Origin of the sequence: Sciscionella sediminilitoris, from assembly GCF_000737195.2 — a bacterium.
Taxonomy (GTDB): domain Bacteria; phylum Actinomycetota; class Actinomycetes; order Mycobacteriales; family Pseudonocardiaceae; genus Sciscionella; species Sciscionella sediminilitoris.
The window spans coordinates 25,511-43,712 of sequence record NZ_JALM01000062.1; the positions used below are offsets into that span (position 1 = coordinate 25,511).

Below are 18,202 nucleotides of genomic sequence, written 5' to 3' on the forward strand. Positions count from 1 at the left end.
GTGCGGGGGATAATCGCCTCGATCAGGGACGCGCCGGAATCCGGCACGCCCCTACAACCATCGATTTCGTCGCAGAATCCGGTAAAGGAAGAAGCAGACGACGAGGATGATGAGCAACGTCAGCGGGTAGCCGAATTTCCAGTGCAGTTCCGGCATGACGTCGAAGTTCATCCCGTAGATACCGGCGAACATCGTCGGGATGGCAATGATCGCCGCCCATGCGGTGATCTTGCGCATATCGGTGTTCTGCTGCAGCGAGATTTTCGCCGTCGTCGTGTCGAGCAGTGAGGAAAGCAATTCGTTGAATCCGGTCACCTGCTCGGCGACTTTGGTGAGGTGGTCGTCGACGTCCCGGAAATACGAACGGACCTCGTCGTGCACGACACGCGAATATCCCTCGGCGAGCCGGCGAAGCGGGGCGGCGAGCGGAAGCACCGCGCGGCGCATCTCGAGCACCTCGCGCTTCATCAGGTAGATGGATTCCGAACCCATCACGGTGCGCGGCGCGAAAACCCGCGTCTCGAGCTCGTCGATGTCGTCCTCGACCGCCTCGGCGACCGCGAGGTAGGAGTCCACGACGTGGTCGGCGATCGCGTGCAGCACCGCGGAGGGGCCGTAGGCCAGTTGCTCCGGGTCGTTCTCCAGCGCCCTGCGGATCTTGGCGAGGCTGGAGTGATTGCCGTGCCGGACGGTGACGATGAACTCCTTGCCGAGGAACGCCATGATCTCGCCGGTGTCCACGATCTCGTTCGCGGTGTGCGGCGACTCGTGCTCCACGAACCGCAGTGTCTTGAACACCATGAACAGCATGTCGTCGTAGCGCTCGAGCTTCGGGCGCTGGTGCGCGTGCACCGCGTCCTCGACGGCGAGCTCGTGCAGGCCGAAAGTCTCGGCGACACCCTGGATCTGTTCGTCGTCCGGCTCGTGCAGGCCGATCCAGGTGAAGCCCTCGCCGCGGCGCGCGACCTCTTCCACGGCCTCGGTGTGCGTGTAGTGCCCGGGTAGCCGTTTCCCGTCGACGTACACGGCACAGTCGACGACATAGGCCGAGGTCGGTGGTGGTGCGGTGACCTCGGTGAGGCCTGCCTTGCGGGTGGCACGACCACGGAGACCACCGAGTGGGCGGATGGCGGGCATGGGACACCTCCGGACTTCGCGGGGCTGGGCTTGGCGAACTGGCGTGCCGCGGCCCCGACCGACTGCGCTCGGTTCGTCAGCGAAGGCCGAGCTCGATGGGGACGCGGGTGGTACTGGAACCGCTCGCACTATCGCTTGGACTCATCCGCGTCCTCACCTCCTTCGGGTGTCCTCTCACACAGACAGTTGTCGAGAATACTCCTGCTCCGGCCACACTGGGTACCCGGTGCTGGTTCCGTGCGGCTGGGCGGGGAGCGTGCGGCGCGAGGAGCCGGGTGACACAGGTAGGTTGAGCATTCCCACGAGTGCGCCGACATAGTCAGGAGAGGTCGTGCAGTTCGGACGCTATTACGAGGAATTCGAAGTCGGTGCCGTCTACAAGCACTGGCCGGGCAAGACGGTCACCGAGTACGACGACCACCTGTTCTGCCTGATCACCATGAACCACCATCCGCTGCACATGGACACGAACTACGCCGAGCAGACCACCGACTTCGGCCGCAACGTCGTGGTCGGGAACTACATCTACTCGCTGCTGCTCGGCATGTCGGTGCCGGATGTCTCCGGGAAGGCGATCGCGAACCTCGAGGTCGAGTCGCTGCGGCACATCAAGCCCACCTTCCACGGGGACACCATCTACGGCGAGACCGAGGTGCTGGACAAGACTCCCTCGAAGTCCAAGGACGACCGGGGAGTCGTGGCGGTCGAGACGCGCGGTTACAACCAGGACGGCACCGTGGTGTGCGTGTTCCGCCGCAAGGTCATGGTGCCCAAGCGTTCCTACGGTGAGGCGCGCGGTGGCGAGCAGCCGGGCCGTCCGGAGCCGAAGCTGGACGGCAAATGACCGAACTCGCCGCACTGCAGGGCAAACTGCGGGAGTTCGCCGAAAGCGGCGAGGTGGCCGCCTCGCCGCTGTACGCCCATCTCGCGGCGCAGGCCGCCGAGGACACCGAGATCGCCGGGCTGCTCACGGCGACCGCACCGGAGGACGCGGTCCCCACGCTGTTGCTCGCGGCCGCGCACCGGCTGGTGATCGCCGAACCGATCAGTGATCTCGCCGAGTACTACCCCTCGGTGGGCGGCACCCACGGGGTGGACGAGCAGGTCTGGGGAACGTTCCGCTCGTTCGTGCTCGACCGCGCCGATCGGATGCGCGAGCTCATCGGTACCCGGGTGGTGCAGACCAACGAGGTGCGCAGGGCGGCGGCCGCCTACCCCGCGGTCGCTCTCGCCGCGCGCGAGGCGGGCGGGCCGATCGGCCTGCTCGAGGTCGGCTGCAGCGCGGGCCTGTTGCTGGGGATGGACGCCTACGGGTACCGCTACACGCTCGGGCAGTCGGATCAGCTCACCGGTGGACCGGTGCGCTCGCCGCTGGTGCTCACCGCGGATCTGGCCCTGGGCACCGGCGCGGGCAAACCGAAGGTGCCCAAGAAGCTGCACCTGTCCGCCAAGGTGGGGCTGGACCGGCATCCGGTGGACGTGGCCGACGAGGACGAGCTCGCCTGGCTCGAGGCCTGCATCTGGGCCGATCAGCCGGAGCGGCTGCGCCGGTTCGGGCTGGCCGCCTCGCTGGTGCGGGCCAAACCGCCGGAGCTGGTCACCGGGGACGCGGTCGAGGGAATCGAGGAGGCCGCGGAGCGGATTCCCGAGCACCTGCCACTGGTGGTGCTCAGTTCGCACGTGCTCGCCTACCTGGACGAGGAGCGCCGGGCCGCCTTCTCCGCGCGGATCGCCGAGCTCGGCGCGCGGCGACAGCTCTGGTGGGTGAGCAAGGAGGCGAACGACGCGGGCCTCGACACGGTGTTCGGGGAACGGGCGCGGCTGGATCACACGAGGCCGGAGAACTGTGCGGTCGGCATGGCGCGGTACCCGGGTAACCCGAACGGCCGGGTGGACGTGGAAGTGCTCGCGACCGCCACCTCGCACGGTGACTCGCTCACCTGGCTGGTGTGACCCGCCACTGCCGCAGCGCCTCGGCGAGGCCGGTGGTGAGCTCGCCCGCCTCGTCGAGCGCCTCGAACTCGGCGGAGGTCACGAAGCCGAGGTCGGCCGCGTCGTCCCCGGCACGCGGCCGGCCACCGGTGACCGTCGCGGTGTAGTCGAAGATCGCGTACCGGCCCCTGGTCACCGTGCCGCACACGGGGCCGACCTCGACCGCGAGACCGGTCTCCTCGGCGATCTCCCTGCGCACCGCGGCTGAATCGGTCTCGCCGGGCTCCACCCGGCCGCCGGGCAGTGACCACCGTCCGCATTCGGGCTCATGACCTCGGCGAATGAGCAGAAGCCTGCCCAGTTCATCGTGGACGACGGCCCCGACGCACCGGATCGGGTCACACACGGTAACTCCCCTGAGATCGGTCCCACCCGTCCGGTGGCTGTCGCCGGAGGGCCGGGCACGGTACAACGGTGTTTGGTTCGTGTTGGCTTTCCACCCTATGTGGTGGGCCAGTACGATTGCCGCGAATTCGTAGAGCAGACAGGGCAGGTGCCATGAACGTCAAGAAGATAGCGATCATCGCGGCAATCGCGTTGGTTGCCTTCTTTCTGATCACCCAGCCGACTTCGTCGGCCAACGTGGTCAAGAACATTCTCGGTGGTCTCGGCGACGGCGCGGAAGCCGTCGTCAGCTTCGCCAAGAACCTCGTCGCGTAGAGGGAGGTCGCAGCGCACCGTGTCCGCGTTGACACCACGGGACGCAGACGATTACCTGCTCGCGAGCGAGCGGCGGGTGATCCGGGTACGTCGGCACTGGGCGTGCCTGGCATGGGAGGTGTTCGAGGCGGCGGCGCTGGTCGCCGTCGCGGTGATGCTCTCGTACATCGTCGATCCGGAATGGACGATCGTGCAGAACATCCTCTGGTACGGTGCGCTGCTGGTCATTCTCCGATTCGCCTACCAGGTCGTCGACTGGTGGGTGGAGCAGATCATCGTCACCGACAAACGGGTCATGCTCACGACCGGGGTGTTCACCACACAAGTGGCGATGATGCCCATCGGCAAGGTCACCGACCTCACCTACGAACGGAGCGCGAACGGGCGTGCCTTCGGCTACGGCACGCTCGTCGTGGAGTCCGCGGGACAGATCCAGGCGCTGAACCGGATCGAGTTCCTTCCCCGCCCGGAAGAGGTCTACGACGCCATCTCCGAGCTGGTCTTCGGCGACAAGAAGGAGCAGGAGGAGCGCTTCTCGATGCGCAAGGCCGAGCAGATGGCACGCAAGCGGCGGCTGCTGGACGGCAACAAGCGCTGACCGTGCGGACCACACCGGGAGCTTCTCGATCAACGTCGCGGCCGGCTTCGCGATAAGCTCCCTCGTCGTGCGCATCGACCTGCATACCCACTCTCATCGTTCGGACGGCACCGACAGCCCCGCGGAACTGCTCGAGAATGCCGTCGCCGCAGGTCTGGACGTACTCGCGCTCACCGATCACGACACCACGGCGGGCTGGCCGGAAGCGGCGGCCGCGGTACCGGAGGGGCTGCGCGTGGTTCCGGGTGCGGAGTTCTCCTGCGAGTCCGAGACCGGCAGGGGCGGCACCTGCACCGTGCACCTGCTCGGCTACCTCTTCGATGCCGAAGCCCCCGCCATCGTCGCCGAACAGGGGCGGCTGCGGGCGCAGCGGCGCGAGCGGGTGGACCGGATGGCCCGGCTGATGCGCGCGGACGGATACCCGGTGGATCCGGACACGCTGATGGCCGAACTGCCGCCGGACGCGCCGGCCGGACGGCCGCATCTGGCACGGGCGCTGATCGGGGCGGGCGTGGTCGCCACCGTGGACGAGGCCTTCCGGTTGTTCCTGCACAGCAGGGGCCGCTACCACGTCGCCAAACGGGACACCCCGGTGCGCGAGGCCATCGCGATGGTGCACGCGGCAGGCGGGGTGTGCGTGCTGGCGCACCCGTTCGCGGTCACCAGGGGGCCGACGGTCACCCGCGAGGTCGTCGCCGCGCTCGCCGAGGCCGGACTGGACGGCGTCGAGGTGGACCATCCGGACCACGCCGAGCCGGAACGAACGGACCTGCGCGCGCTCGCCCGCGCGCACGGACTGTTGATGACCGGCTCGAGCGACTACCACGGGGAGAACAAGGTCAACCGGCTCGGCCAGGAGACCACGAGCCCCGAGATGTTCGAGCGGCTGCTGGCCATGGGTACCGGTGCGAAGGTGATCGAGCGATGACGTTCTTCGACGCGACCCTGTTCGCCCATTCACTGATCACCCTGCTGGTGATCATGGACGCGCCGGGCAACATCCCGGTGTTCCTCGCCCTCGTCGGGCGCAAACCGCGGGAGGTGCGCAACCGGGCGGCGCGCCAGGGCGTGCTGGTCTCGTTCGGAGTGATCGCCGGGTTCGCCATCGCGGGCGGCTGGATCCTCGACTACCTCGGCATCGGCATCGCCGCGCTGCAGGGCGCGGGTGGCCTGCTGCTGCTCATCGTGGCGCTGGATCTGCTCATGGACCGCGAATCCGCGCAGCCCAAGCAGGTCGAGGATGTGAACATCGCGCTCGTCCCGCTCGGTATCCCGCTGCTCGCCGGTCCCGGTGCCATCGCGACGACGATCGTGTTCGCCAGGCAGGCCGAGGGCAACTTTGGCAGTTATGTGGCGATCGGGGCGGCCATCATCGTGGCGCACCTCGCGCTGTACCTGGTGCTGCGGTTCTCCGGTGCGCTGATCCGGGTGCTGCGCGAGGGCGGGATCGTACTGCTGGCCAAGATCGCCGGCCTGCTGGTCGCGGCGATCGCGGTGAACCTGATCGCGACCGCGGTTCGCGGGTTCGTCGCCGGTGGGTAGCGTTGGGGATGTGGCGCAACAGCAGCTTGGTTTCGAGAGCATGCCGACCCGGTTGATCAAGGTGACCCCGGCGCGGCTGGCCACCTGGACCGACTGCCCGCGCCGTTACCGGATGACCTATCTGGACCGGCCGACGCCGCCACGGGGCGGCGCCTGGGCGCACAGCACCCTCGGCGCGAGCGTGCACAACGCCCTGCGCGCGTTCTTCGACCTCCCGCCCGAGCGGCGCACCCCGGAGGAGGCGGCCGCCCTGGTGCGCGGCTGCTGGAAATCCGAGGGCTTCGCCGGACTCGAACAGTCGGCCGAGTACCGCGAACGGGCACAGGGCTGGGTCGCCGACTACGTGGAGGGGCTCGATCCCGGACTGGAACCGGTGGGGCTGGAGCGCTGGGTGGCCGCTCCGGTGGGCACGATCATCGCCGAGGGCCGAGTGGACCGGATCGACGAACGCGACGGCGAACTCGTGATCGTGGACTACAAGACCGGAAGGCACGGGCTCAGCACCGACGAGGTGCGTTCCTCCCAGGCGCTGGCGATGTACGCGACCGCGGCACGGCGCACCCTGCGCCGGGAATGCCACACCGTGGAGCTGCACCACCTGCCGACCGGTGAGGTCTGGCAGTGGGAACACACCGAGGCCACGCTCGAACGGCATGTGCGGCGCGCCGAGGAGACCGCGGCGGATCTGCAGCTGGCCAAGGATACCCTCGATGCGGGCGGTGATCCCGAGATCCTGTTCGAGGCACGGCCGGGCAGGCGCTGTGCCTGGTGCGATTTCCGGCGCAGCTGCCCGGAAGGTCAGCAGGCCTCCGCCGAACTCGAACCGTGGGCGCTGCTCGGCTGATGAGTACCACTCGATCGATCAGTGCCGAAGGGAGTCAGGTGACCGAGGAGTACCCGGTGCGGCCCGCGCGGGCGAATCCGCCGGGCATCGCGGGCCGGATTCTCGCGTGGTTCTCGGGTGCCGCGGCCGCGGCACTGGTGCTGCTCGCGCTCGTGCTGCTGGGCGCCGTCGTGGTCACCGCACTGGACGACCGGCCGGGCCCGCTCGCCGGGACCGTCATCGTGCACGTGCTCGCCGCACTGGTGACCGTGGTGCTGCAGCGGTTCGCCGACCGCTATCCGGGACGGGTGCGGGTGCTCTGTTCCTGGGCGGTGCTGGTGATCTTCGTGGTCGTGCTCGCGCTCTACTGGTGGTTCTAGGGCCGGATCAGGACTGCCGAGTGCGGTAGCGCTCGGTGCCGAACAGCGAATAGCACACCCACCCGGCGCAGGCGGCGAGGATCCCGCCGATGGTGTTCGTGTAGAAGTCGTTGCTCTCGCAGACCCCGATCCCGGAGGCCGCCTGGAAGAGTTCGATGCCTCCGGAGAGCACCGCGCAGCAGAGCATCAGCACGATGGGGCGCCGGGCGGCGATGGTGCCGAAGAAAGCGAACGGCATGAGCATCGCGAAGTTGAGCTTGTTCTCCGTGCTGGACAGGGAGAACTGGCTGTCGACGCAGGAAGCGAACGGATTGCCGCTGGTGTCCGGGGTGGAGAACACTCCGGGCCGGGCCAGGGTGACCGCGAGGGCGAGCGCGAGCCCGCACGCGGAGAGCGCGGCCGCGATCCTGGACCAGCCGAGCCGCCCAGCGAGGAACCAGGCGAGGACGCCGATCACCAGTGAGCCGAGCACGGTGGCGGCGAACACACCGGGCTTGCTGAGCATCTCCTCGGCGGCGCCGAGTTCGGCCTCACCACGCATTCGCATTCCCCTTCCCGGTTTCACTGCTAGCGACGCGCGTTCGCACGAACGGGTTGCCTCGCGGCGGTGGGACGTAGTTCACGCTTCCGTGCGCTGCCGTGCCGTTCACGTGCACCTATGCTCGGCGCCATGTTCACCCAATCTCCCGTGATCCTTGGCCCCATGGCCGGAGGAGTGAGCACCCCGGAGCTCGTCGCCGCGGTGAGCGAGGCAGGTGGGTTCGCCTTTCTGCCTTCCGGCTATCTCAGCGCGACGGAGTTCGCCACGCAATGGGCGCGCACGCACGAACTGACCGGTGCACCGTTCGGTGCGAACCTGTTCGTCCCGGGTGCGCAGAGAGCCCAGGGAGTGCGGGAGTACGCGGAGCGGCTCGTTCCGGACGCACTGGAGTACGGCATCGCGCTCGGTGAGGCGCGCTTCGAGGACGACGAGTACGCGGCGAAACTCGAGCTGCTCATCGCCCAGCGCGCGCCGGTCGTGTCGTTCACCTTCGGGCTGCCCACCGATGGTGACGTGCGCAGGCTGCACGCGGCGGGCAGTACCGTCGTGGCCACGGTGACCACCCAGGGGGAGGCGGCCGCCGCAGCCAAGATCGGCGTGGATGTCCTTGTCGCGCAAGGGATCGAGGCGGGCGGACACCGCGGCGGATTCGATCCGGGGCAGACCACGGGGATGGGCTTGCTCGCGCTGATCGGTGCGATCACCACGACCCTGGAGCTGCCGGTGATCGCCGCGGGCGGGATCATGCGCCCGGCCGATGTGTCCGCGGTGCGCACGGCGGGCGCGGTCGCGGCGCAGTGCGGTACCGCGTTCCTGCGCTGCCCCGAGGCGGGCACCAAGCAGACCCACCGGAACGCGCTGGCCAAGGGAAACCGGGACACCACGGTGACCAAGGCGTTCACCGGGCGGGCGGCGCGGGCGCTGACCAACACGTTCATCGCCAAACACGACCGGCACGCCCCGACCGCCTATCCGCAGGTGCACCACCTCACCAAGCCGCTGCGCACCGCCGCCGCGGAGGCGGACGATCCGGAACGCCTGCATCTGTGGGCGGGCCAGGGGTACCGGCTCGGCAAGGAGGAACCGGCAGCCGAGGTGCTGCGCTATCTGACTTCCGGGCAGTAGGGCAGCACCCCGGTCACCCCGGACCGCTCGCTCAGCTGTCCGGGGTGACCGACCCGGTGTCCTGCCCCTTGCTCATCTTGGAGTGGCGGTAGCCGTAGAGGCCGTAGACGATCATGCCGATGACGAACCAGATGGCGAAGCGCAGCCAGGTGGCCGGTTCGAGGAAGGTGACCAGCCAGAGCGAGAAGACCACACCGATCAGCGGCACGACCGGCATTCCGGGGCAGCGGAAACCGCGCTCGAGCTCGGGGCGTTTGTAGCGCAGGACGATGACCGCGAGACAGACCACCACGAAGGCGAGCAGGATGCCGATGTTGGTGAGCTCCGCGGCCTCGCCGATCGGCAGTACCCCGGCCAGTACGGCGGCGACGATGCCGATGATCCAGGTGAACCGGCTCGGGACACCGCGTTTGGAGGTCTTGGCGAACCAGGAGGGGAGCAGTCCGTCACGGCTCATGGAGTAGCCGACCCTGGTGGCGCCGAGCATGAAGGTGAACAGCACGGTGAGCACGCCGATGATGGCGCCGATCGCGATCACCGCACCGAGGATGGGCAGTCCAACGGAGGCGAAGGCCGAGGACAGCGCGGAATCGGGGTCGATCTTGGTGTAGGTGACCATGCCGGTGAGCACCAGGCAGATGAGCACGTACAGGACCATGGAGATGGCCAGGGACAGCATGATCGCCTTGGGCAGGTGCTTCTGCGAGTCCTTGGATTCCTCGGCCGCGGTGGACATCGAGTCGTAGCCGAAGACGGCGAAGAAGGTCAGTGCGGCCCCGGAGAAGGCACCGGTGACCCCGAACGGGAAGAACGGGGTGTAGTTGCCCGCCTTGATGTGCCCGATACCGGCGATGATGACCACGAGGACGATGCCGACCTTGAGGAACACCAGGGTGGTCTCGAACCGGGCGGCGTTCTTCATCCCCTGGTTGAGTACGAAGGCGATCAGCAGGCACAGCAGGACCGCGATGAGGTTGACCTTGTAGGAGCCGGGGTCCACCCCGGCCGGTTCGGTGCCGGGTGCCCCGGTCATCCACAGCGGCAGATGAATGTCCAGGAAACCGAGCAGGTCGTTGAAATATCCGGAGATGGAGATCGCGACGACCGAGACCACGGCGGTGTATTCCAGGAGCAGGTCCCAGCCGATCAGCCAGCCGACGACCTCGCCGAGCACCGCGTAACCGTAGGTGTAGGCCGAGCCCGCCTTCGGGATCAGTCCGGCGAATTCGGCGTAGGAGAAGGCCGCGGCGGCCGAGGCGATCCCGGCGATCAGGAACGAGATGAGTACCGCGGGCCCGGCCTTCTCGTTGGCCACGGTTCCGGCGAGGGTGAACACTCCCGCGCCGATGATCCCGCCGATCCCGATCGCGGTCAGCTGCCAGAGCCCGAGCGTGCGCTTGAGCCCGGGTCCGGCTTCCGGTTCGATGGCACCGATCGGTTTGCGCCGGAATATGCCGGAACTGCTCACGACCCCGGAACGAGTGACCACGCTGTTACTCCTTGCACTGACTGGTGACTACGGTTCGCAAGACAGTACGGCAGGGTGTTCCAGATGGACACTGTTCCGGGGGACGACGATCCGCGATATCTGTTGTCCGATGGGACAAGAGTTAGCGGGTGAGCACGATCTTGCCCGCGGTCTCGCCGTCCAGCATCGACTGCATGGCCGTGCGCGCCTCGGTCATCGGTGTCTCGGTACCGATCGCCGGGCGGATCCCGGTCAGCGCGCAGAACGAGAGCAGCGAACCGAGCTCGTCCCTGGTGCCCATGGTGGAACCGATCACGCGCAGCTGGAGGAAGAAGATGCGCTGCAGCTCGGCCGCGGTGGCGTCCCCGCTCGTGGCACCGGAGATCACCAGCGCACCGCCCGGTTTGAGGGACTTCAGCGAATGCGACCAGGTGGCCTTGCCCACGGTCTCGAACACGCCGTCGACCCGCTCGGGCAGCCGTGCCCCCGACTCGAAGGTGGCGTCCGCGCCGAGGCCTTCGGCGATCGCGCGCTTGTCCGCGGTGCGGCCGGTGACCCAGACCCGCAGTCCCGCCGCCTTGCCGAGGGCGATCAGTGCGGTGGACACCCCGCCGGAGGCGCCCTGGACGAGCATGGTCTGGCCGGGGCGCAGGCCCGACTTCACGAACAGCATCCGATAGGCGGTCAGCCAGGCGGTGCCCATGCAGGCGGCCTCCGCGAAGCTGAGCTCGGCGGGCTTGGGCAGCACATTGCGCTCCGGCACGATGACCGAATCGGCGAAGGTGCCCTGATGCTTCTCGGTGAGCAGGGTGCGTTTCGGGTCGAGGGTCTCGTCGGCGACCCAGCCAGGGGAGGGCACCACCGAGTGCAGCACCACTTCGGTGCCGTCGTCCAGGACGCCCGCGCCGTCGCAGCCCAGGATCATCGGGAACTGTTCCTCCTTGATCCCCACCCCGCGCAGGGTCCAGAGGTCGTGCATGTTGAGGCTCGCGGCCTTCACGTTGACCTTGACCCAGCCCTCCGGGGCGACCGGTTCCGGTCGCTCACCGATCTCCAGTGCGGCGAGCGGGTCTTCCTTGTTCGGTTTGGCTGCGTATACGGCGAACATAGGGGTCACTCTTACATACCTGGGCGGGCTTGGGCACCACCCGCGTACGATGCGAGACGTGTTCGAGTGGTGGAACCAGTTCGCGCTGTGGCTGACCGGGCTGCAGTTCTGGATGCAGTTCGCCCTCGTGATGATCGTGCTGGTACCCGTGTGCGCCGTCGTGGCCTTCGCCGCCGACCGGGTCGCGGGCTGGCTCGGCAGGATTGTTCATCGGAGGGACTCGTGAATTCCTCACGCGGGCGGGTGGCCTTCGCCCTCATCGCGCTCGCGGTGATCGTCGTACTCGGTTGGTGGGTCGGCCTTGGCAAATGAACTGAGTCACGCGGACTCCGAGCGCGAAGCGGTGCGCCCCGGTGAGATCGCGCACCTGCTGCGCGCGCCGGGCTCCAAGCAACAGGCCCTCGCCGGGGTCGCCGAAGCGCTCGCCTTCCCGTCCTGGTTCGGGGGCAACCTCGACGCGCTGTTCGACTGCCTCATCGACCTGTCCTGGTTGCCCGAGGGCGAGCACGTGCTCGTGTGGACGGGGACGCGTGCGCTCGCCGATGCCGATCCCGGTGCCTACGCCGCCATCCGGGACACCCTCGCGGACGCGCTCGCGCAGCGCCCGCTGTTGCGCGTCGTTCTCGTGGACTAGCCAGGCGCCAGGGCTGTGTGGTGCGTCATGGACTGACCGCGCACAATGCGTGGAGCGTGGTCAGCCCCGGGTAGGTGGCACATGAGGTGTGTCGCGTCCGGTGGTAGCAGTCCCAGTAGCTGGTGGCCCGGGATTCGGTCAGGGCGATGAATTCCGGATTATGCTCGAAGAAGGACACGAAATTTCGCCGCATCGTTTTCCGTGTTCTCAGCGTCGTGTTCGTGAACTCGGCGATGTCCTCGCAGATATCGATGACATATTCGCCGAGTAGCTGAACAATGAACGGGATCACCCACGGCTCGTCCGAACTCAGTAACGGTGCGAGGTTGCGTTGCCGGACGAACCCGTCATGGTTTCTCGTGTACAGACAGGCGAGCAGCAGCCGCTCGAGCGCGTCGAGCTCGGCCAGGAACGCTTCCGATGGCTCCGGGTTGTAGATCCGATACGGGATCAGTAGCTTTTCGCCCTCCACTGATGGTTCCGGCCACGGCGGGCGTGCGGGATCGGACCATCGTGATCCGGTACTCGTGATCGACCGGGCGGGAGCGAGTCCGGTCTCCGGGAGTTCGGCGAAGACCGGTGCGGTGATCGACGCCAGGTGACGGGGAAATGCGGCGAGAAGAACCGGATTCACCCGCGCACCGGGAGCGCTTTTCATATCGGAAGGCTGTGACTACTGGCCTGGCACCCAGGAGGGCTTGCGCTTCTCCGCGAACGCGCGGATCCCTTCCTGCCCCTCCTCGCTGGCGAAGTGTTTGGCGGAGAGTTCGAGCAACCGGGGGAAGTCGTCGGCCGGGTTGGTGGCCCGTTCCCCGCGCAGCAGGCGTTTCGTCGCGGCGAGCGCGTTGGGCGCGGCGAGGGTGAGGGATTCGGTGAACCTGCTCACCTCGGCGTCGAGTTCGCCCGCGGCGACGGCGGAGTTGATCAGCCCGATCTCGGCGGCCCGTGCCGCGCTGAACGGCGCCCCGGTGAGCAGCAGTTCGTGTGCGGGGCGGGGGAGTAGCCGGGGAAGCACGGTGGCGGAGATGAGTGCGGGCACGACGCCGATGCGCACCTCGCTGAAGGCGAAGTTGACCTCTTCGGCGGCGACGACGATGTCCGCGGCGGCGATCATGCCCACCCCGCCGGCGCGCGCCGGACCGGCCAGCCGGGCCACGACCGGGGTCTCGGAGGTCCACAGCTGGTCGAGGATGGCCGGGAACTCGTTGACGCCCTGGTCCTCGGCGTCCGCTCCGCCCGCCTCTTTGAGGTCCATACCGGAGCAGAACACCGGGCCCTCGTGGGTGAGCACGATCACCCGCACGGCCTCGTCCTGTTGTGCGCCGCTCAGTGCCGCGCGCAGTTCCCCGCGCAGCTGCCTGGACAGGGCGTTGCGGTTGTGCTGCGAGTCCAGCGTGATCGTCGCGATGCCGTCCGAGACCGTGTAGTGCACAAGCTCCGTCATGCCGCGAGCGTATCGCGCGCCGTCGCGGCAAGGTAGCGGTCCAGCACGACGGCGGCGACGCGGGGATGCACCCCGAGCGGATCCGCGACCCGTGCGTCACAGGACTCCGCCTGCCCGGCGATGCGGTCCGGCAGCAGCCCGGGGGCGAGGAACCAGGAGGCCACCACGAGCCGTCGGGCCCCCGCCGCGCGCAGCGTTTCCACGGCCTCGGGAAGTTTCGGAGTGCCCGCCGAGGCGAACGCGGCGACCGTGGGCAGCCGGTCCGACCAGCGCCGCGCGGTCGCCCGGACCAGATCGTTGGCCTTTTCGAAGGAGGAACCGGCCGCGGCCAGCACGATCCCGTCGGCTTCGGCACCGATGCGCTCGAGCCGTTGCCAGGCAACGGTTTCCAGTCGCCGGTCGGGTCCGAGCACGGGTGCGGTGCTGACCTCCAGCGGTGCCTCGGCGGCGATCCGGGGAATGTCCACGGTCGCGTGGTAGGCCTCGCCGAGCAGCAGGGGCACCACCACGGCGTGCCGGTGTCCCTCGGCGTGCAGCCCTTCGAGCACCTCGGGCAGGCGTGGTTCGGACAGTTCGAGGAAGGCCACCCGCACATCCAGCCACGGCGCCCGGGCGCGCACGGTGTCCACGAGCGTGGTGATCGTGGCGGCCGAGCGGGGATCGCGGCTGCCGTGCGCGACGGCGATCAGCGGCGCGTTCACTGCGGTGCCCCGGACAGGCCACGCGCGCGGAGCACCGAGCGCTCCGCGGGCCGGAAGGCGAGCAGTTCGATCCCGATGCCCACGACGAGGATCAGCGCGATCGCGGCGATCACGGTCGGCATATCGGAGAACGAGCGGCCGTCGTCGAGGTAGGCGCCAAGCCCCTTGCCCAGCTGCGGGGAGCGGGCGATGATCTCGGCGGCCATCAGGGAACGCCAGGAGAACGCCCAGCCCTGTTTGAGCCCGGCGAGATAACCGGGAAGGGCGGCGGGTAACAGGATGTGGCGCGCCGCGGCCAGCCTGCCGGCGCCGAGTGCCTTGCCGACCCTGGGCAGGATCGGTGGTATCTGGTCGATCCCGGAGACGAGCCCGTTCGCGATCGAGGGCACCGAGCCGAGCAGCACGACGACGTAGATCGCGGTCGGGGTGACGCCGAACCACAGGATCGCCGCGGGAACCCAGGCGACCGAGGGCAGGCTCTGCAGTCCGGTCAGCAGTGGGCCGATCGCCCGGCGCACCACGTTCACCTTCGCCACGAGCAGACCGAGCGGGGTCGCGATGACCACACCGATCAGGAAACCGAGCACCGCGCGGTGCAGCGAGGTCCACAGGATCGTGAACACCTCGCCGGTGTGCAGCCGGGCCGACAACTCGTTCCACACCGTGAGCGGGGCGGGCAGCTGGTACTCCGGCCAGAAGGCCAGCGCCCACAGCAGCTGCCAGATGGCGATGATCCCGACGAGCGCCACGAGCGGGGGCACGACCACGCGCAGGAACTTCCGGGTCCGCGCAGCCGCGTTCGTCCGCTGCCGCACCGGAGTGTCCAGTGCGTCGAGGCCCGCCTCGAGTTCGCCGACCGTGTCAGGAGGTTGCGTGGGCACTGATCACCTCGCGCAAGGCGCCGTTGATCTCGTCGACGAGCTCCGGTTCGCTGTCCGGGTCCGCGTCCGCGGTGCGCCAGTCCCGGACGACCTTGCCCGGGCGGGAGGACAGCAACACCACTCGCTGGCCGAGCCGCACCGCCTCGCGCACGTCGTGGGTCACGAACAGCACCGAGGCGCCGGTCTGCGCCCAGACCCGGATCAGCTCGGACTGCAGCACGTCCCGGGTGATCGCGTCCAGCGCGGAGAAGGGTTCGTCCATGAGCAGCAGGACATCCTTGGCGGTTCCGGATTCCGCACTGTCCACAGTGGAGGCAAGGGCGCGGGCGAGCGCGACTCGCTGGCGCATTCCGCCGGAGAGTTCGTGCGGGCGCTTGCGGCCGAGCCCGCCGAGCCGCACCAGCTCCAGCAACTGCTCGACGCGCTGTTTGCGTTGCCCGCGCGGGATTCCGGCGAGTTTGAGCGGCAGCTCCACGTTGCGTGCCGCGGTGAGCCAGGGCAGCAACGCGGACTCCTGGAACATCACCGCGGGCCGCCCGGTGGCGAGCTCGATGCGCCCGTCGCTCGGCCGGTCCAACCCGGCGATGAGGTTGAGCAGGGTGCTCTTCCCGCACCCGGAAGCACCGAGCAGGCACACGAATTCGCCCGGAGCCACGTCGAGGTCGACCTGGTCGAGCGCGTGCACCTCGGCGCTGAACGACTTCGAGACCCGCTCGATGCGCACGGCGTTCGTCCGGATCGGATCGGTCAGCTCGTCCATGATCGCGGTCATCGTCTCGCCCTCACTTCTTGTCGAGCCCAGCTGAGCTGATGGTCGATTGGTGTGCCTGTGCGCGGACCTCGTTGAGCGCCCGCAGGTCCGCCATTCCGGAGACCTCGGGGGAGCGTGCGGTGATCCCGGCGGTCTGCTGGTCGCGGGCCAGTGCGGGGAACCGGGAACAGAGCGGATCGGCGGACACCGTGATGTCCGTCCATGCGCGGTCGATCACCTTGCCGGACAAGGATTTCCCGGTCAGCTTCTTCAGTTGCGCGTTGACCTCGGCCTTGGCGCCCGCCGGATCCCGCTCGGCGTAACCGATCGCGTCGAGTTCGCCGCGCAGCAGCGCGCGCACGGTCTCCGGATGCGCGTGCAGGAATTCGGTGCGCACCACGAGCACCGTGGTGGGGAACTGCCCGCCGGGCCACAGCGAGCTCTCGTCGAGCAGCACCTTAGCCCCGGCATCGAGCACCAGGCGTGAACTCCACGGCTCCGGCAACCAGGCGGCCTGTACCTCTCCGGAGCGGAAGGCGTTGAGCGTCTGGGAGTTCTGCATGCTGGTGATGTTCACCTTGCCGGTCAGCCCCTTGGTCGCGAGCCATTTCTTCGCCGCGACGTCCTGGGTGTTGCCGACCTGCGGGGTGGCGATCGTCTTGCCGCGCAACTGGTCCGGGGTGCGGATCTCGGGGCGCACCACCAGCTGCGCGCCCCGGCTCGTGGCGCCGGCGATCATCCGCACCGCGCTGCCCTCGGACTTGCTGAACGCGTTGATGGCCGGTCCGGAACCGATGAACCCGGCGTCCAGCGAACCGCCGAGCAGCGCGCCGACCTCGTCCGGTCCGGCGTTGAACTGGACCGGGGTGAGCCTGGTCTTGCCGAGCCGGTTCGCGAACAGGCCCTTGCCGGTGCCGATCAGCGCGGCGGCGTGGGTGACGTTCGGGAAGTAGCCGAGCCGCAGCTCCGCGGCGGGTCCCTGGTCGGGTACCCGCTCGGCCTCGTCGGTGCGCTGGATGCGGGTGCACCCGGCGGCGACCAGCAGCAGGATGGCCGCGGCCAGGAGCGCGGACGGACGGGCTCGGCGCCGGTTCACGGTTGGGTCCTCACGGTCCGGGGGAGACGTCGGTGTCCGCGCCGGTGGCCGAGGTGAGCGCCCGCAGTGGGGAGCCGACCAGCCCGGCGGCGAGGGTGGAGCCGTCGCCGGCGTCGATCAGGATGAAGGAGCCGTTGCGCGGATCGGTGCGGTAGTCGTCGACCGGGAGCGGCTCCGCCACCCGTAGCCGCACCTGGCCGATCTCGTTGAGCGACAAGGTTTCCGGTGCGTCCACACAGGACAGTGACTGCTCGTCGAAGCGGGCGGTGAGCTCACCGAGCATCGCCTGGGTGGTCCTGGTGCCGTGCTTGATCAGCAGCCGCGCGCCGGGGCGGAGCTGTTTATCCGCGAGCCAGCACAGGGTCGCCTCGATCTCGGTACTGGGCTGCGGGGCGTCCGGTTCGGCCGCGATGAGGTCGCCGCGGGAGATGTCGATCTCGTCGGCGAGCCGGATGGTCACCGAGCGGCCGGCCGCGGCGGAGTGCAGCGGCCCGTCGTAGGTGTCGATGGCCGTGATCGTGCTGGTGGCCCCGTTCGAGGCGATCACCACCCGGTCGCCGACGGTCGCGGTTCCGGAGGTCACCTGCCCGGCGTAGCCGCGGTAGTCCGGGAAATCCGCGGTGCGCGGGCGGATCACGTACTGCACCGGGAACCGGAACGGGGCATCGTGCGGATCGGTGGCGATGGGCACCGATTCCAGGTGCCGCAGCAGGGTCGGCCCGGTGTACCAGGGGGTGTTCGCCGAGGACTCGGCCACATTGTCGCCGACGAGCGCGGAGACCGGGATCGTGGTGACCGCATCGTCGGTGTAACCGAGTGCGGCGGCGTAGGCCGCGAACTCCTTGGCGATCAGCTCGAACGCGGACTGGTCGTAGCCGACGAGATCGATCTTGTTCACCGCGAGCACGAGCCGGGGCACCCCGAGCAGGGCGAGCACGGTCGCGTGCCGCCGGGTCTGCTCGACCACCCCGTTGCGCGCGTCCACCAGCAGCACGCCGAGCTGCGCGGTGGAGGCCCCGGTCACGGTGTTGCGGGTGTACTGCACGTGCCCCGGAGTGTCGGCGAGCACGAAGGAGCGCTTCGGGGTGCCGAAGTACCGGTAGGCCACGTCGATCGTGATGCCCTGCTCGCGTTCCGAGCGCAGCCCATCCACGAGCAGCGAGAGGTCCGGAGTGGACAGTCCCTTGTCGACACTGGCGCGGGTGACCGCGTCGAGCTGGTCGGCGAGCACGGACTTCGTGTCGTAGAGCAGCCTGCCGACGAGGGTGGACTTCCCGTCGTCGACGCTGCCCGCGGTCGCAAGCCGCAAAAGGTCGCTCAT

23 protein-coding genes are annotated in these 18,202 nt (G+C 68.7%); 11 read left to right on the forward strand and 12 right to left on the reverse strand.

Annotated elements, in window-relative coordinates; all coding sequences use genetic code 11:
* Positions 1 to 51: 51 nt before the first annotated feature.
* Positions 52 to 1,137 (reverse strand): magnesium/cobalt transporter CorA, encoded by a 1,086-nt coding sequence (gene corA, locus AD72_RS22745; RefSeq protein ID WP_020498148.1) that lies wholly within the window; start codon positions 1,135 to 1,137, stop codon positions 52 to 54.
* A 331-nt stretch (positions 1,138 to 1,468) separates the two neighbouring features.
* Between corA and AD72_RS22750 the strand changes: the two genes are divergently transcribed.
* Both AD72_RS22750 and AD72_RS22755 read left to right on the forward strand, forming a co-directional pair.
* On the forward strand, positions 1,469 to 1,981 hold the full coding sequence (locus AD72_RS22750) for a MaoC family dehydratase (protein ID WP_031468591.1): 513 nt from the start codon (positions 1,469 to 1,471) through the stop codon (positions 1,979 to 1,981).
* Positions 1,978 to 3,090: a DUF2332 domain-containing protein gene (locus AD72_RS22755; RefSeq protein ID WP_031468592.1), complete on the forward strand. Its 1,113-nt coding sequence runs from the start codon at positions 1,978 to 1,980 to the stop codon at positions 3,088 to 3,090. The genes AD72_RS22750 and AD72_RS22755 overlap by 4 nt, the downstream gene beginning before the upstream one ends.
* On the opposite strand, the gene AD72_RS22760 is transcribed toward AD72_RS22755, so the two are convergent.
* Positions 3,074 to 3,475: an NUDIX hydrolase gene (locus tag AD72_RS22760; protein ID WP_031468593.1), complete on the reverse strand. Its 402-nt coding sequence runs from the start codon at positions 3,473 to 3,475 to the stop codon at positions 3,074 to 3,076. The genes AD72_RS22755 and AD72_RS22760 overlap by 17 nt on opposite strands.
* A gap of 152 nt (positions 3,476 to 3,627) precedes the next feature.
* Here AD72_RS22760 and AD72_RS37215 point away from each other — a divergent pair, with 152 nt between their 5' ends.
* From AD72_RS37215 to AD72_RS22785, 6 genes are all read left to right on the forward strand, one after another.
* Positions 3,628 to 3,789, forward strand: a complete 162-nt coding sequence (locus AD72_RS37215; protein WP_197285051.1) for a hypothetical protein — start codon at positions 3,628 to 3,630, stop codon at positions 3,787 to 3,789.
* 19 nt (positions 3,790 to 3,808) lie between these two features.
* Positions 3,809 to 4,387, forward strand: coding sequence for a PH domain-containing protein (locus AD72_RS22765; RefSeq protein ID WP_031468594.1), 579 nt, complete (start codon positions 3,809 to 3,811; stop codon positions 4,385 to 4,387).
* 67 nt (positions 4,388 to 4,454) lie between these two features.
* Complete coding sequence (locus AD72_RS22770; RefSeq protein WP_031468595.1) at positions 4,455 to 5,315, forward strand: PHP domain-containing protein; 861 nt, start codon at positions 4,455 to 4,457, stop codon at positions 5,313 to 5,315.
* On the forward strand, positions 5,312 to 5,929 hold the full coding sequence (locus tag AD72_RS22775) for a MarC family protein (protein WP_031468596.1): 618 nt from the start codon (positions 5,312 to 5,314) through the stop codon (positions 5,927 to 5,929). Before AD72_RS22770 ends, AD72_RS22775 begins: the two co-directional genes overlap by 4 nt.
* A 10-nt stretch (positions 5,930 to 5,939) precedes the next feature.
* Positions 5,940 to 6,773 carry a RecB family exonuclease gene (locus AD72_RS22780; protein ID WP_156365333.1) on the forward strand — a complete coding sequence of 278 codons (834 nt, stop codon included), beginning with the start codon at positions 5,940 to 5,942 and terminating at the stop codon, positions 6,771 to 6,773.
* Complete coding sequence (locus tag AD72_RS22785) at positions 6,773 to 7,132, forward strand: hypothetical protein (RefSeq protein WP_156365334.1); 360 nt, start codon at positions 6,773 to 6,775, stop codon at positions 7,130 to 7,132. Before AD72_RS22780 ends, AD72_RS22785 begins: the two co-directional genes overlap by 1 nt.
* Before the next feature lie 7 nt (positions 7,133 to 7,139).
* Here the strand turns inward: AD72_RS22785 and AD72_RS22790 are convergent, their stop codons facing one another.
* Entirely contained in the window at positions 7,140 to 7,673 is a 534-nt protein-coding gene (locus AD72_RS22790; protein WP_031468599.1) for a VanZ family protein, read from the reverse strand.
* A 117-nt stretch (positions 7,674 to 7,790) separates the two neighbouring features.
* Here AD72_RS22790 and AD72_RS22795 point away from each other — a divergent pair, with 117 nt between their 5' ends.
* The gene (locus AD72_RS22795; protein WP_425480781.1) at positions 7,791 to 8,798 is read left to right on the forward strand and encodes an NAD(P)H-dependent flavin oxidoreductase; all 1,008 of its coding nucleotides are present in this window, start codon (positions 7,791 to 7,793) and stop codon (positions 8,796 to 8,798) included.
* Between the two features lie 31 nt (positions 8,799 to 8,829).
* Here the strand turns inward: AD72_RS22795 and AD72_RS22800 are convergent, their stop codons facing one another.
* Entirely contained in the window at positions 8,830 to 10,287 is a 1,458-nt protein-coding gene (locus tag AD72_RS22800; protein WP_425480782.1) for an amino acid permease, read from the reverse strand.
* A gap of 121 nt (positions 10,288 to 10,408) precedes the next feature.
* Entirely contained in the window at positions 10,409 to 11,374 is a 966-nt protein-coding gene (locus AD72_RS22805; protein WP_031468602.1) for a zinc-binding dehydrogenase, read from the reverse strand.
* 58 nt (positions 11,375 to 11,432) lie between these two features.
* Between AD72_RS22805 and AD72_RS36760 the strand changes: the two genes are divergently transcribed.
* Entirely contained in the window at positions 11,433 to 11,600 is a 168-nt protein-coding gene (locus AD72_RS36760) for a hypothetical protein (protein WP_156365335.1), read from the forward strand.
* A gap of 132 nt (positions 11,601 to 11,732) precedes the next feature.
* Complete coding sequence (locus tag AD72_RS22810; RefSeq protein WP_231644937.1) at positions 11,733 to 12,008, forward strand: barstar family protein; 276 nt, start codon at positions 11,733 to 11,735, stop codon at positions 12,006 to 12,008.
* A 25-nt stretch (positions 12,009 to 12,033) separates the two neighbouring features.
* On the opposite strand, the gene AD72_RS22815 is transcribed toward AD72_RS22810, so the two are convergent.
* Genes AD72_RS22815 through AD72_RS22845 form a run of 7 tightly spaced genes read right to left on the reverse strand, consistent with a single transcriptional unit; the run spans position 12,034 to position 18,202 of the window.
* Positions 12,034 to 12,666: a hypothetical protein gene (locus AD72_RS22815; RefSeq protein WP_051898903.1), complete on the reverse strand. Its 633-nt coding sequence runs from the start codon at positions 12,664 to 12,666 to the stop codon at positions 12,034 to 12,036.
* Positions 12,667 to 12,681: 15 nt separating this feature from the next.
* Positions 12,682 to 13,452 (reverse strand): enoyl-CoA hydratase-related protein, encoded by a 771-nt coding sequence (locus AD72_RS22820; protein WP_031468605.1) that lies wholly within the window; start codon positions 13,450 to 13,452, stop codon positions 12,682 to 12,684.
* Entirely contained in the window at positions 13,449 to 14,153 is a 705-nt protein-coding gene (locus AD72_RS22825) for a sirohydrochlorin chelatase (protein WP_031468606.1), read from the reverse strand. The genes AD72_RS22820 and AD72_RS22825 overlap by 4 nt, the downstream gene beginning before the upstream one ends.
* Positions 14,150 to 15,034, reverse strand: a complete 885-nt coding sequence (locus AD72_RS22830) for an ABC transporter permease (RefSeq protein WP_031468607.1) — start codon at positions 15,032 to 15,034, stop codon at positions 14,150 to 14,152. Before AD72_RS22830 ends, AD72_RS22825 begins: the two co-directional genes overlap by 4 nt.
* A complete protein-coding gene (locus tag AD72_RS22835) occupies positions 15,015 to 15,806 on the reverse strand; it encodes an ABC transporter ATP-binding protein (protein ID WP_031468608.1) in 792 nt (263 codons plus the stop codon). Before AD72_RS22835 ends, AD72_RS22830 begins: the two co-directional genes overlap by 20 nt.
* Before the next feature lie 10 nt (positions 15,807 to 15,816).
* On the reverse strand, positions 15,817 to 16,881 hold the full coding sequence (locus AD72_RS22840) for an ABC transporter substrate-binding protein (protein WP_031468609.1): 1,065 nt from the start codon (positions 16,879 to 16,881) through the stop codon (positions 15,817 to 15,819).
* Between the two features lie 10 nt (positions 16,882 to 16,891).
* Entirely contained in the window at positions 16,892 to 18,202 is a 1,311-nt protein-coding gene (locus AD72_RS22845) for a sulfate adenylyltransferase subunit 1 (RefSeq protein ID WP_031468610.1), read from the reverse strand.